This window comes from Hansschlegelia sp. KR7-227 (assembly GCF_049446035.1).
GTDB lineage: Bacteria > Pseudomonadota > Alphaproteobacteria > Rhizobiales > Methylopilaceae > Methylopila.
The window spans coordinates 3,197,419-3,210,287 of the sequence record NZ_JBMSEA010000001.1; the positions used below are offsets into that span (position 1 = coordinate 3,197,419).

Annotated in this window: 15 protein-coding genes; 8 read left to right on the plus strand and 7 right to left on the minus strand. The window is 69.3% G+C overall.

The window, feature by feature from the left end; translation table 11 throughout:
• Nucleotides 1-52: 52 nt before the first annotated feature.
• Nucleotides 53-838, plus strand: a complete 786-nt coding sequence (locus tag ACO2RJ_RS14985) for an enoyl-CoA hydratase (protein ID WP_423268797.1) — start codon at nt 53-55, stop codon at nt 836-838.
• Between the two features lie 25 nt (nt 839-863).
• Here ACO2RJ_RS14985 and ACO2RJ_RS14990 read toward each other — a convergent pair whose 3' ends face one another.
• From ACO2RJ_RS14990 to hemE, 5 genes are all read right to left on the minus strand, one after another.
• A complete protein-coding gene (locus tag ACO2RJ_RS14990) occupies nt 864-1,520 on the minus strand; it encodes a TPM domain-containing protein (RefSeq protein WP_423268798.1) in 657 nt (218 codons plus the stop codon).
• Nucleotides 1,514-2,299 carry a TPM domain-containing protein gene (locus tag ACO2RJ_RS14995; protein WP_423268799.1) on the minus strand — a complete coding sequence of 262 codons (786 nt, stop codon included), beginning with the start codon at nt 2,297-2,299 and terminating at the stop codon, nt 1,514-1,516. Before ACO2RJ_RS14995 ends, ACO2RJ_RS14990 begins: the two co-directional genes overlap by 7 nt.
• A 135-nt stretch (nt 2,300-2,434) precedes the next feature.
• Nucleotides 2,435-3,697 carry a transcription termination factor Rho gene (gene rho / locus ACO2RJ_RS15000; RefSeq protein ID WP_423268800.1) on the minus strand — a complete coding sequence of 421 codons (1,263 nt, stop codon included), beginning with the start codon at nt 3,695-3,697 and terminating at the stop codon, nt 2,435-2,437.
• Between the two features lie 294 nt (nt 3,698-3,991).
• Nucleotides 3,992-4,429: a protoporphyrinogen oxidase HemJ gene (hemJ, locus tag ACO2RJ_RS15005; RefSeq protein WP_423268801.1), complete on the minus strand. Its 438-nt coding sequence runs from the start codon at nt 4,427-4,429 to the stop codon at nt 3,992-3,994.
• An 81-nt stretch (nt 4,430-4,510) separates the two neighbouring features.
• Nucleotides 4,511-5,569: a uroporphyrinogen decarboxylase gene (gene hemE / locus ACO2RJ_RS15010; protein WP_423268995.1), complete on the minus strand. Its 1,059-nt coding sequence runs from the start codon at nt 5,567-5,569 to the stop codon at nt 4,511-4,513.
• Nucleotides 5,570-5,915: 346 nt separating this feature from the next.
• Here hemE and ACO2RJ_RS15015 point away from each other — a divergent pair, with 346 nt between their 5' ends.
• Genes ACO2RJ_RS15015 through dnaQ form a run of 5 tightly spaced genes read left to right on the plus strand, consistent with a single transcriptional unit; the run spans nt 5,916 to nt 9,567 of the window.
• The gene (locus ACO2RJ_RS15015) at nt 5,916-6,773 is read left to right on the plus strand and encodes a pyruvate, water dikinase regulatory protein (protein WP_423268802.1); all 858 of its coding nucleotides are present in this window, start codon (nt 5,916-5,918) and stop codon (nt 6,771-6,773) included.
• Between the two features lie 11 nt (nt 6,774-6,784).
• Complete coding sequence (locus ACO2RJ_RS15020) at nt 6,785-7,426, plus strand: Maf family protein (protein WP_423268803.1); 642 nt, start codon at nt 6,785-6,787, stop codon at nt 7,424-7,426.
• Nucleotides 7,423-8,268 (plus strand): shikimate dehydrogenase, encoded by an 846-nt coding sequence (locus ACO2RJ_RS15025; protein ID WP_423268804.1) that lies wholly within the window; start codon nt 7,423-7,425, stop codon nt 8,266-8,268. The genes ACO2RJ_RS15020 and ACO2RJ_RS15025 overlap by 4 nt, the downstream gene beginning before the upstream one ends.
• Nucleotides 8,265-8,849, plus strand: coding sequence for a dephospho-CoA kinase (gene coaE, locus ACO2RJ_RS15030; protein WP_423268805.1), 585 nt, complete (start codon nt 8,265-8,267; stop codon nt 8,847-8,849). The genes ACO2RJ_RS15025 and coaE overlap by 4 nt, the downstream gene beginning before the upstream one ends.
• A gap of 10 nt (nt 8,850-8,859) precedes the next feature.
• Nucleotides 8,860-9,567 carry a DNA polymerase III subunit epsilon gene (gene dnaQ / locus ACO2RJ_RS15035; RefSeq protein WP_423268806.1) on the plus strand — a complete coding sequence of 236 codons (708 nt, stop codon included), beginning with the start codon at nt 8,860-8,862 and terminating at the stop codon, nt 9,565-9,567.
• Between the two features lie 76 nt (nt 9,568-9,643).
• Here the strand turns inward: dnaQ and secB are convergent, their stop codons facing one another.
• Both secB and ACO2RJ_RS15045 read right to left on the minus strand, forming a co-directional pair.
• Nucleotides 9,644-10,126, minus strand: a complete 483-nt coding sequence (gene secB / locus ACO2RJ_RS15040) for a protein-export chaperone SecB (protein WP_423268807.1) — start codon at nt 10,124-10,126, stop codon at nt 9,644-9,646.
• A 111-nt stretch (nt 10,127-10,237) separates the two neighbouring features.
• Nucleotides 10,238-10,687 (minus strand): FxsA family protein, encoded by a 450-nt coding sequence (locus ACO2RJ_RS15045; protein ID WP_423268808.1) that lies wholly within the window; start codon nt 10,685-10,687, stop codon nt 10,238-10,240.
• 182 nt (nt 10,688-10,869) lie between these two features.
• Between ACO2RJ_RS15045 and ACO2RJ_RS15050 the strand changes: the two genes are divergently transcribed.
• Nucleotides 10,870-11,598, plus strand: coding sequence for a Tim44/TimA family putative adaptor protein (locus ACO2RJ_RS15050; RefSeq protein WP_423268809.1), 729 nt, complete (start codon nt 10,870-10,872; stop codon nt 11,596-11,598).
• An 11-nt stretch (nt 11,599-11,609) separates the two neighbouring features.
• Nucleotides 11,610-12,758 (plus strand): murein transglycosylase A, encoded by a 1,149-nt coding sequence (locus ACO2RJ_RS15055; protein ID WP_423268810.1) that lies wholly within the window; start codon nt 11,610-11,612, stop codon nt 12,756-12,758.
• The last annotated feature ends 111 nt before the right edge of the window (nt 12,759-12,869 follow it).

The following is a 12,869-nucleotide window of genomic DNA, read 5'->3' on the forward strand; positions in this document are numbered from 1 at the left end:
CTTTTCTGGACCAAGGACGACGCTTCTCTTCCAGCCGCCGCCACGAGGCCCGATGACCCACGACGCCGCTTACGAAACCATCATTGTCGAGACCCGGGGGGCCGTCGGCCTCGTCACGCTCAACCGCCCGAAGGCGCTCAACGCGCTCAACGCTCAGCTCATCCGGGAGCTCGGCGCGGCGCTCGAGGCGTTCGAGGCGGACGAGGCCGTCGGCGCGGTGGTGCTCACAGGCGGCGAGAAGGCGTTCGCGGCCGGCGCCGACATCCGCGAGATGGCTGACAAGAGCTTCGCCGACGTCTATCTCGCCGATCTCGGCGGCGCCTGGGCGCGCGTCGTCGCCTGCCGCAAGCCGAGGATCGCTGCGGTTTCGGGCTATGCTCTCGGCGGCGGCTGCGAACTCGCCATGATGTGCGACCTGATCATCGCGTCAGAGTCCGCGACGTTCGGCCAGCCGGAGATCACCCTCGGCATCATCCCGGGCTTCGGCGGCACCCAGCGCCTGACACGCGCGGTGGGGAAGGCGAAGGCCATGGACCTGATCCTGACCGGCCGCATGATGGACGCCGCCGAGGCCGAGCGCTCCGGACTCGTTGCGCGCATCGTGCCGTTCGAGCGCCTGCTCGACGAGGCGCTTGAAGCGGCCGCCAAAATCGCGAGCTTCCCGCGGGTCGCCGTCCTTGCGGCGAAGGAGGCGGTCGACGTCGCCGCCGAGCTCGGCCTGAGCGAGGGCGTGCGCTTCGAACGCCGCGCCTTCCAGTCGACCTTCGCGACGGAAGATCAGAAGGAGGGCATGGCGGCCTTCGTGGAGAAGCGGAAGCCGTCCTTCCGGAACCGCTGACGCGCGACGCCGCCATGCGCCGGCGCTAGCGCGTCACCGGCTCGTCCGGCAGTTCGTCGCCGAGGCCGGGCTGCGGCGGAAGCGCTTCGGCGAGCGCCGCGCCGCAGCGGCGCACCGCCTCGACGACCCCATCGGCCAGGCGCCCGGCCTTCGCGGCCCTGACCACGTCCGCGACGCACTCGCTCCACGTCTCGGGGGCGAGCGCTGCGTGAACGCCTTCGTCCGCGATCACCTCGACATGCCGGTCCGCCACCGCGACGTGGATCAAGACGCCTGTTCGCGCCTTGGTGCGGCCGAGGTCGAGTTCGTCGAAGGCGCGCTCCGCAGCCTCGTGCGCGGCGACCGACGGCAGGCGATCGATCCGCAGGGCGCGGCGCACGCGCGACGAAGAGCCGAGCGCAGCCAGAGCGCCGAACGCCACGGCCTGCCCGACGACGATCGCGTGCAGGCTCAAGCCCAAGAGCCAGAGCGGGCCGGCACAGCCGATCGCGGCAAAGCCCGCCGCGACGAGCGCGACGGTGGCGTCGCCCTCCTCGCAGGGGTCGGTCGCTATCACCACGACGATTTCCGCGCAGGTGCCGGCTTCCGCCGCCTTGACGGCGTTCGTGATCGCGGCGCGGTCGGCGGCCGAGAGCGCTGGGCCGCGCGGCTCCGTCGCGGGCGCCTGGGAAAACGTCACCATCCGCCGGACGCTCCGCCGCCGCCCGAGGAGCCGCCGCCCCCTCCCCCGAAGCCGCCGCCTCCGCCGCCCCATGACCCCCCGCCCGACATCGGCCCGCCGACGATCCAGGGCGATCCACGCCGGCGGCCGGGCGTCATCCCGCCTCCGCGCGAGGCGCGCCAGAGCATGTAGGCGACGAAGCCGAAGACGAGCACATAGAAGACGAGGACCATCATCTGCTCTCCCGCCGCCGCCGGCGCGTCGACCGCCGCGGCGCGGGCCTTGTAGTCCTCGGCCTGGCCGGAAAACACCGCCATCACGTCGTCGGCGCCGCGCGCGACGCCGCCCGGAATGTCGCCGGCCTTGAAGCGGGGCAGGATGGCATTCTCGATGATCAGGCGGGAGACGGCGTCCGTGAGATCGCCTTCGAGGCCGTAGCCGACCTCGATGCGCACCTTGCGCTCGTTGGGCGCGACCAGCAGCAGCGCGCCGTCGTTGCGCTGGGCGTCGCCGAGCTTCCAGTCGCGGAACAGGCGGTTGCCGTAATCCTCGACCGAGGTTCCCTGCAACGACCGCACGGTGGCGACCGCGAACTGATGGCCAGACCGCTCCTGAAACGCCTTGAGCTTGGCGATCAGCGCCGCCTCGGCGTCGGCGGGGAGGACGTTCGCCTCGTCGACGACGTAGTTCGTGAACGCCGGAAAGGTCAGCGTCTGCGCAAGCGCGGGATGGGCCGACGCGACGACGCCCAGCACCGCGATCGCCGCCGCCAGCGCCGTGATGAGCCGCCTGATCGACATGGCCGCATTCCCAGCACAAGACGCCCGCGCGGGGCAAGCGTCGGAGCATGACAAGGCGCGCCGCCCTATGGCTTCGGCGTGGATGGTCCGGTCAAGCCGGACCGATCCCTCACCCAGCGCACGGTCTGGAGAAGGTCAGGTGTTCATCGATTCGAAGAATTCGGCGTTCGACTTGGTGGAGCGCAACTTGTCGAGCAGGAACTCAATGGCGTCGACCGTGCCCATCGGGTTCAGGATGCGGCGCAACACATACATCTTCTTGAGCTGATCGGGTGCGACGATGAGCTCTTCCTTGCGGGTGCCGGAACGGGTGATGTCCATGCCCGGGAAGGTGCGCTTGTCGGAGACCTTGCGGTCGAGAATGATCTCGGAGTTGCCGGTGCCCTTGAACTCCTCGAAGATCACCTCGTCCATGCGCGATCCCGTGTCGATCAGCGCCGAGGCGATGATCGTGAGCGAGCCGCCCTCCTCGATGTTGCGCGCGGCGCCGAAGAAGCGCTTCGGGCGCTGCAGCGCATTGGCGTCGACGCCGCCGGTCAGCACCTTGCCGGAGGACGGCACCACCGTGTTGTAGGCGCGGCCGAGGCGGGTGATCGAATCGAGCAGGATCACGACGTCGCGGCCATGCTCGACGAGTCGTTTCGCCTTCTCGATCACCATTTCGGCGACCTGGACGTGGCGCTGCGCCGGCTCGTCGAAGGTCGAGGAGATCACCTCGCCCTTCACCGAGCGCTGCATGTCGGTGACCTCTTCCGGCCGCTCGTCGATCAGCAGCACGATGAGGAAGCATTCGGGGTGGTTCGCGGCGATCGAGGTCGCGATGTTCTGGATGAGCACCGTCTTGCCGGTGCGGGGCGGCGCCACGATCAGCGCGCGCTGGCCCTTGCCGAGCGGGGCGACGATGTCGATCACCCGCGCCGACATGTCCTTGACGGGATGGTCCATCTCCATCTTGAAGCGCTCGTCCGGATAGAGCGGCGTCAGATTGTCGAAATGGACCTTGTGACGCGCCTTCTCGGGGTCCTCGAAATTGATCGTGTTGACCTTGAGCAGCGCGAAGTAGCGCTCGGCTTCCTTCGGGCCGCGGATCTGTCCCTCGACCGTGTCGCCGGTGCGAAGCGAGAAGCGGCGGATCTGGGAGGGAGAGATGTAGATGTCGTCGGGACCGGGGAGATAATTCGCGTCCGGCGAGCGCAGGAAGCCGAAGCCGTCCTGGAGAACCTCGACCACGCCGACGCCGATGATGTCGGTTTCGCGGGCGGCGAGCTGCTTGAGGATGGCGAACAGCAATTCCTGCTTGCGCAGCGTGCTTGCGTTTTCGACCTCGAGCTCCTCGGCTTGCGCGAGAAGTTCGGTCGGCGTTTTCGCCTTGAGATCGAAGAGCCTGATTTCGGGCATCGATGGCCTTTTGGAGGATGAGTTCCGCCGTGGCGGCGGACGAGGAGAGACCGGACAGGGATCAGGTGGGTTGCGGGACGCACAGAGCGGGAGGTTCGCCGGAACCTCCTCGTCTGGGGATCGTCTGGAACTGGCCGCAGGGCCGATCGCGGGAGGCGATGGCCAATCTTTGAGAGTCGCGCTTTTAGAAAACGCGTGACTCGCGTTGTTGTCCTCTTACCGAGTCGAAGGGCCCTCGACAAGAGCGTTGGCGCCGCAAGCGGGGCTTTCCAGGCGTTTGAGGCGCCGCGCGGCTCAGAACGGCTTCACGATTACGAGCGCGACGACGATCAGCATGATCACGGTCGGGACCTCGTTGAGGATTCGGTAGAAGCCGGCCGGTCTGCGATTGCGGTCTTCGGCGAAGGCTCGGACCATGCCGGCGAAGGCGCCGTGCAGCCCGGAAAGCGCGACCACGAGCGCGATCTTGGCGTGCAGCCAGCCGACGTCCGACATGCCCAGCCACCCCCCCTTCCAGATCAGCGCGAGACCGGCGATCCAGGTCACGATCATCGCCGGCGTCATGATCGCCTTGAGCAGGCGCCGCTCCATGACCTTGAAGGTCTCGGACGTCTCGGAGCCGACGGTCGCGCCGGCGTGATAGACGAACAGTCGCGGCAGGTAGAGCATACCCGCCATCCACGCGATCACAGCGACGACGTGAAGGGCCTTGAGCCAGAGATAGGCGTCCATGAAGCTCCTCTGAGGGCCGGGAGACCACGGCGACCGTGGTCGGGACGACGGGCGAGAATGACGCCTCCCCGGTCCGTCGCTTTATCTGCTCCGGGCCCGCGCCACCAGCTGAGCGACATGCTCCGGCGGCGTCTCCTGCCGGACGCCGTGGCCGAGGTTCAGGATCAGCGGATGGTCGCCCAGAGCCTCCAGAACCGTGTCCACCGCCCGATCGAGCGCGGCGCCTCCAGCGACGAGGGCGATAGGATCGACGGCGCCCTGGAGCGCTCTGTGGCCCGGGACGGCCCGTCGGGCGGCCGCAAGGTTCTCCGAAGTGGCGATCCCGAACGCATTCGCCGGCACCGCGGCGGCGAAGTCCGCGAGCTTCGCGCCGGCGCCGCGGGCGAAGGCGATGATCGGTGCGTCCGGAACCTCCGCCCGCACCCGCTCGCACACCGCCTTGATCGGGGCGGTGGACCAGCGCGCGAACTCGGCGGGCGGCAGGTCGCCGCTCCAGCTGTCGAAGATCTGCACGGCGTCAGCCCCCGCCCTGAGTTGCGCAAGCAGATGGGCGGCCGAGGCGTCGACCAACCGGTCGATCAAAGCCTGGAAGGTGTCGGGTTCGCGATAGGCGAGCAGCCGCGCCGGCGCCTGCTCCTCGCCGCCGCGCCCGCCGACCATGTAGGTTGCGACCGTGTAGGGGGCGCCGCAGAAGCCGATCAGCGCCTTCGACGGATCGAGCTCGGCTCGGACGCGCGAGACCGTCTCGTACACCGGAGCGAGGAAATCGAGATCGATCGCTTCTTTGAGCCGATGGACGTCGGCGAGGGACGTCATCGGGTCGAGCCTCGGGCCTTCGCCCTCGACGAACCGAACGTCGCGTCCGAGCGCATGCGGCACGACGAGGATGTCGGAGAACAGAATGGCGGCGTCAAGGTCGAAGCGGCGGATCGGCTGCAGCGTGACCTCCGTCGCGAACTTGGGCGTGTAGCAGAGATCGAGGAAGCCGCCCGCTCTGGCGCGAAGCTCGCGATACTCCGGCAGGTAGCGACCGGCCTGGCGCATCAGCCAGATCGGGGGCGGCGTCAGCGCCTCGCCGGCGAGCGTCCTGAGGAAGCGGGACTCACGGCTTCCCGCTTCGTCCGGCCGCCGTTCGACCACAGGACCGGTCAATGCGCTTCCTTTCTCAAAACTTAAGATTCGACTCTTCTGCTTCTATTGTTAGGGGGGCGAACTACAAGCGTTCCAGCCCGTCCACAAGTCGCCCACAGGGCAGCCGGCGTTAACGGTTCGTTAGGACCTGTGGCGAAAGCCTCAAATTGGCGGCGTTAACGAGTTGTTCACCCTTTTCGCCACCGAGGCCTCCGTGGCTCTCCCGTCACGGGCGGGTGTTGATGAATTTGGCGGGCTCGGCGACAGTGCCGGCGCCGCGGCCCATTCGACGCTTCGCCGTCCACAGCCGTCCACAGCGCTCACGGCAGGCGCGCCGAGGTCTACCCCCAGCCCCATGACGCCGTCTTTTCACTTCCATCTGGTGTCGGACGCGACCGGCGAGACCCTGGTGTCGGTCGCGCGGGCGGCCGCTTCGCAGTACCAGAGCGTCACCGCCGTCGAGCACGTCTACCCGCTCGTTCGATCCGCCCGGCAGCTCGAACGCGTGTTGGAGGAAATCTCCTCCGACCCCGGCATCGTGCTCTACACGCTGGTCGACGAGGACCTCATCGCGACTCTTGAAAGCCACTGCGCCGAACTCAACAGCCCCTGCCTGTCCGTTCTGGAGCCCGTGTTCGCGCTGATGCGCTCCTATCTCGGCGCCGAACAGAACAAGCAGCCGGGCGCTCAGCACTCGCTGAACGCCAATTATTTCAAGCGCATCGACGCCCTGAACTACACGATGGCGCATGATGACGGGCAGAACGCCCACGAATTGCAGGACGCCGACGTCGTTCTGCTCGGCATCAGCCGCACCTCGAAGACGCCGACGTCGATCTATCTCGCCAATCGCGGGGTGAAGACCGCGAACGTTCCGTTGGTTCCGGGCGTGCCGCCGCCGGCCGGGCTCGACGGATTGAAGCGGCCGCTCGTGGTGGGTTTGATCGCGACGCCCGAGCGGATCGTCGCGATCCGGCACAACCGCGTGCTCGGGCTCGAGGGCGCGATGACCGGCCGGCTGCAGGAAGGCTCCTATGTGGACCCGGAGGCCGTGGCCGAGGAGGTCAAGGATTCGCGCCGGCTCTGCGCGCGTCACGGCTGGCCGACGATCGACGTCACGCGGCGATCGATCGAAGAGACGGCGGCCTCCATCATCGCCATGCTGACCGAGCACCGCGCCAGGCGCTTCGCCGAATCGATCGCGACCACATGAGGGGCTCGCCGATGTCCGGTCCGCTCGCCCAAGACGCGACGGCGCTCTGGCTCGAGCCGCTCCCGCTCGTCGTCGCGTCGAAAAGCGAGATCCGGGCGCGGCTGCTTCAGGACGCCGGCGTGCCGGTCGAGATCCGGCCGTCTTCCGTCGAGGAGCGCGCGGTCGAAGCCTCGCTGACGGACGATGGCGCCAACGCGGCGAGCGTCGCCGGCGCGCTTGCCGCCGCCAAGGCGATCGACGTCTCGACGCGGACGCCCGGACGTCTCGTCGTCGGCGCCGACCAGACCCTCTCGCTCGACGGCGAGCGCTTCACCAAGCCGCGCACGCCGGCCGAGGCCCACGACCAGCTCGGGCGGCTCGCCGGCCGGATGCACGTGCTGTCCTCCGGCGCCGCCCTCGCCCGCGACGGGGTCGTGCTGTGGAGCGGCGTCGATGAGGCGCGGCTCGCGATGCGGCCGCTCTCGGACCGGTTCCTGGACGCCTATCTCAGCGCCGTCGGCGCAAGCGTGATGACGAGCGTCGGCGGCTACCACTTCGAAGGCCTGGGCGCGCAGCTGTTCGACCGCGTCGACGGCGATTTCCGCACGGTGCTCGGCTTGCCGCTGCTGCCGCTGCTGTCCGCGCTGCGCCGTCTCGGCGCGCTGGCGGAATGACCGGCGGCCCTCCCCGCGCCTGCGTGCTGGGCTGGCCGGTCCGCCAGTCGCGCTCGCCGCTGATCCACCGCCATTGGCTCGCGACCTATGGCGTCGACGGCGCCTATGACCCCGCGGAGGTGCGCCCCGAGGATTTCGCGGCCTTCGTGCGCGGTTTCGCCGCCAGCGGGATCGTGGGGGGAAACGTCACGGTTCCGCACAAGGAGGCTGCGTTCGCGCTGGTCGACGAAGCGGCGCCAAGCGCAGCGGCGCTCGGCGCGGTCAACACGCTGTGGCTCGAGAGCGGCCGTCTGCTCGGAGCGAACACCGACGGAATAGGCTTTCTGGCCAATCTCGACGAGGGCGCTCGGGGTTGGGAAGGCGAGCGGTCGGTCGCAATCGTCCTCGGCGCGGGCGGCGCGGCGCGGGCGGTGGTCCACGCGCTGGCGGAGCGCGGCTTCGACAAGGTGGTCGTCCTCAACCGGACCGCGTCGAAGGCGGAGGCTGTCGCGGCGCTGGCGGGGCGCGCCGGCGTGGCCGGCGGCGTCGACGACCTGCCGCGCTGGCTGCCGCGCGCGGACGTGCTGGTCAACGCGACATCGCTCGGCATGGCCGGCAAGGGCACGCTCGGCGTCGGGCTGGCCGGACTCCGAGGCGGCACGGTCGTCAACGATCTCGTCTACGTCCCGCTGGAGACGGAGTTGCTGGCCCAAGCCCGCGCGCGCGGGAACCGCGTGGTCGACGGCTTAGGGATGCTGTTGCATCAGGCGGTCCCGGGCTTCGAGCGCTGGTTCGGCGTGCGGCCTGCGGTGACGCCCGAGCTCCGGGCGCTCGCGGTCGCGGATATCGAAACGCGCGCATGATCGTCATCGGCCTGACCGGCTCGATCGGCATGGGAAAGTCGACCACCGCCAGACTGTTCGCGGAGGAGGGCGCCGCCGTCCACGACGCCGACGCCGCGGTGCATGCGCTCTATGCGGGGGAAGCGGCGCCGCTGATCGAGGCCGCCTTTCCCGGAACCGTCCGGAACGGCGTCGTCGATCGCAAGGAGCTGGGGATGAGGGTCCTCGGACAGCCCGAGGCGCTCGCGAAATTGGAGGCGATCGTCCATCCTCTGGTGCGCGCGGCGGAGAGCGCCTTTCTCGAAAAGGCGCGGGCCCAGGGCGCGAAGGTCGCCGTGCTTGACGTCCCCCTGCTGTTCGAGACCGGCCGGGCCGACCGCATGGACGCGGTCGTGGTGGTCAGCGCCGGCGAGGCGGAGCAGCGCGGGCGGGTGATGGAGCGGCCGGGGATGACCGAGGCGATGTTTCAAAGCATTCTGGCGCGGCAGACGCCGGACGCCGAGAAGCGCGCGCGCGCCGACGTCGTGATCGACACGTCCCGCGGCGTTGAGGACGCCCGCGCGCAGGTGCGCCGGGCGCTTGCCAAACTGAGCGGAGGCTGAGCTTCAGGCGATGCGCGAGATCGTGCTCGACACCGAAACCACGGGGCTCGACCCGCTGACTGGCGACCGAGTCGTCGAGATCGGCTGCGTCGAGCTGCTGAACCGCATCCCGACCGGCGCGAGCTACCACGTCTACGTCAATCCCGAGCGCGACATGCCGGAGGGCGCTTTCCGGGTGCATGGCCTGTCGAGCGAGTTCCTGTCGACCAAGCCGCGCTTCGCGGAGATCGCCGACGAGTTTCTCGACTTCATCGCCGACGACGCGCTGGTCATCCACAACGCCGCTTTCGACATGGGATTTCTCAACGCGGAGCTCGACCGGATGGGTCGACCGGCGATCGGCCGCGAGCGGGTGGTCGACACGCTGATGCTCGCCCGCCGCAAGAACCCGGGCGGCCAGGCCTCGCTCGACGCGCTCTGCCAGCGCTACGGCATCGACAATTCGCGCCGCACCAAGCACGGCGCGCTGCTCGACAGCGAGATCCTCGCGGAGGTCTATCTCGAGCTGCTCGGCGGGCGGCAATCGACGCTCGGTCTGTCGCATCTCGCCGACCGCGGCGCGCGCATGGGATCGGCCGTCGCCCGTCGCCCGGCGCCGCTGCCGCCTCGGCTGACGCCGGACGAGATCGCGGCTCATCTCGCCTTCGTCGCGACTCTCGGCGGAACGCCGATTTGGCGGGAGTATCTCGCCGAGCCCGCGCTCGCCGCCGCTGGGTGATGGCGAGCGTCCCGCCGCGCGCGTCACGCGCGACGGGATTTCGGCTGGCGTCGGTGCGCCAGCGGAAGGACTGACGTCAGTTCGGCATCGGCTGACCGGCGGCCTGCGCTTCTTCGGCGCGGGCGCGATAAAGTGCGGCGAAATCGACGGGATCGAGCATCAGCGGGGGGAAGCCGCCATTGCGCACGCTGTCGGCCACGATCTGACGGGCGAAGGGGAACAGGAGGCGGGGGCACTCGATCATGACGACCGGGTGGATCTGCTCTTCCGGGATGTTCACCACGCGGAACACGCCGCCATAGGCGAGCTCGACCGCGAACAGCTGGGTTTCGCCGTCCTTAGCCGCGCCCTGGATCTGGAGCTCGACCTCGAAATCGGTGTCGCCGACCTTACGGGCGTTGACGTTGACGTTGATCTCGATCTGCGGGGAGGTGGTGCGCGGAGCCAGCGAACGGGGGGCGTTCGGGTTTTCGAACGACAGGTCCTTGGCGTACTGGGCCAGGACGTTGATGGCGGGCGCCTTGTTCTCGGCGGCGGGCGCGCCGTTGGTGTTGGCCATTGAGCGTCTCTTTTCCGCGTCGGAGGGAAGCCGGGCGGCCAAGGTGACGTCGATGAGGCCGCGAGCGGCGCGGCGTAACACGGCCCCGCGAGCGGCCGCAAGGCGCGTCCGTCAGACCTTGGCCCGGCCCGTGGGCTGGACTTCGCGCCATTCGCCGGTTTCGAGATCGAGCATCTCGGCGCGGCCGCTCGGAGGACGCGGTCGCCGTGTGGCGACGACGGGCTCCCCGCCGCGGATGAAACGCCGAAGGCCCTGGCGAAACTCCGGAACGAGCGCGAGCACGCCCAGCGCGTCCGTGACGAAGCCGGGCATCGCGAGCAGCAGTCCGGCCAGTCCGCGCAGGCCCTTCGTGCCGTCGAGCGCAAAGGCTGTGAATCCGCCCTCGCGGGACAGCCGGCCTTTCGCCTCGCTGAACAGCGAGCCCAGCATGGCGAGCCCGATCGCGGAGATCGCGACCTGCAGCAAAATCGCCTTGCCGAGGCCGATCGCAGACGCGACAAGCGCGAAGACGATCAGTTCGAGCACTGGCAGGGCGAACAGAAGTGCGAGGAGTCGGGGCATGACGTGTCCGTGAAGGTCCTTGTGGCGGAACGCGCTGTAGGACATGTGGGTATGGCGGGCCGCCGAATTCAAGCTTCTCCGTCAGGCGACTGGAATCGCGCGGCGCGTTCCTCACATATAGGATGGCGGCCCGAGGCGATCGATCGCGCCGGCGGGGCCTTACGAACCGACTGCGAGATGAGATGAGCGAAGGCTTCGACATCTATACCGTGATCATTCTCGTGCTGGCGGTGTTCATCTTCCTCCGGCTGCGGTCGGTGCTGGGCACCCGCACGGGCAATGAGCGCCGTCCGCAGGATCCGTTCGTCGGGCGCCCGCAGACCAAGCCGGAGCCTCCCGCGAACGACAAGGTGATCCCTCTCCCGCAGCGGACCTCCGAGCCGCAGCGCCCCGCGCAACCGGCCGAGCCGATCGCAGAGTCCGCCGGCGACCGGTGGGCGGGCGTCGCCGAGCCCGATTCGGCGGTGGCGCGCGGCCTCGATCAGATCGCCGCCGCCGAGCGCGGCTTCGACGCCAAGGGATTCCTTGTCGGCGCCAAGGCCGCCTATGAGATGATCGTGACCGCCTTCGCCGCAGGCGACCGGAAGTCGCTGAAGCCTCTGCTGGCTCGCGAGGTGTTCGACAGTTTCGCGCAGGCGATCGCCGATCGCGAGAGCCGCGGAGAAACGGTCGAGTCGAACTTCGTCTCGATCGAGAAGGCCGAAATCGTCGGCGCGGAGGTCGCGAGCAAGAGCGCGCAGGTCACGGTGCGCTTCGTGTCGAAGCTGATCACCGCCACGCGCGACAAGACGGGCGCCCTGATCGACGGCAGCGCGACCGAGATCGCCGACCTGGTCGACGTCTGGACCTTCGCCCGCGAGGTCAACGCGCGCGATCCGAACTGGCGGCTGATCTCGACCGAGCCCCTCTGACGGGCGGGCGGATGCGGCGAGCATTCGTGGCGGCGGCCATGGCGGCGCTTGCGGCCCTGGTCGCGCCGGCGTCAGCGCTCGCCCAGCCGGTCGGGTTGAGCCCCGTCGCGTTCTCGGAGCTGAAAGGCTGGGCGCGTGACGACCACGCCGCCGCTTTCGCGACCTTCTCCGCCTCGTGCCGGGCGATCCGCGACGACCTGCCGCCGTCACGCCCCGCCCTTCCCCCGAGCGCCGCTCTCAAGGCGGTCTGCGAACACGCCCTCGCCCTCGACGAGCAGGACGCCGCCGCCGCGCGCGCCTTCTTCGAGCGCGAGTTCCGGGCCTACCGCGTCGGAACCGGCACGCTGACCGGCTATTACGAGCCCGAGATCGAGGGCTCACGCGAGAAGACTGCACGCTTCGACACCCCGCTGATGGCGCGCCCCGCCGATCTGGTCATGTTCGCCGAGGGCGAGACCGCGCCGGGCGTTCCCCCAGGCCTCGGCGCTGCGCGCCGCAGGCCCGATGGCGGCCTCGAGGCCTATCCCGAGCGGGCGAAGATCGAGGACGGCGCCCTCGCCGGCCGCGGGCTAGAGCTCGTCTGGACCGAGCCGGTCGACGCCTTTTTCGTCCACATCCAGGGGTCCACGCGGGTGCGCCTGCCCGACGGGACGGCGCTGCGGCTCGCCTATGACGGACGCAACGGCCAGAAATTCACGGGCATCGGCCGTCTGCTGGTCGAGCGGGGCGCTCTCACCAAATCGGGGACGACCATGGCCTCGATCCGCACCTGGCTCGCCCAGAACCCGCGCGAGGGCCGCGACCTGATGCGCGAGAACGCATCCTACATCTTCTTCCGGATCGACGGCTCCCTGAAGGAGACGGACGGGCCTCGCGGCGCGCAGAACGTGCCGCTGACGCCCGGCCGATCGATCGCGGTCGACCGGACGCTCTGGTCCTACGGCCTGCCCTTCTGGATCGAGGGCCGCTTTCCAGATGGCGAGCGGATCGAGAAGCTGGTCGTCGCGCAGGACACCGGCTCGGCCATTCTCGGCGCGGCGCGCGGCGATTATTTCGTCGGGACAGGAGACGCCGCCGGAGCCGTCGCCGGCGGCATGAAGCAGCAGACGGGCTTCGTCGCGCTGCTGCCGCGCGAGGCCGGGGCGGGAGAGGCCAAGTAATCCTAGGATGCGGGCCGCGCGGGCCTCGGTCCGAAGATCAAGGCAGGATACAGGATGGGAGGCCCCGTCTGTCGCGGAGGCGCGCGCTCCTTTAGAACCAAGCCTGTTCGT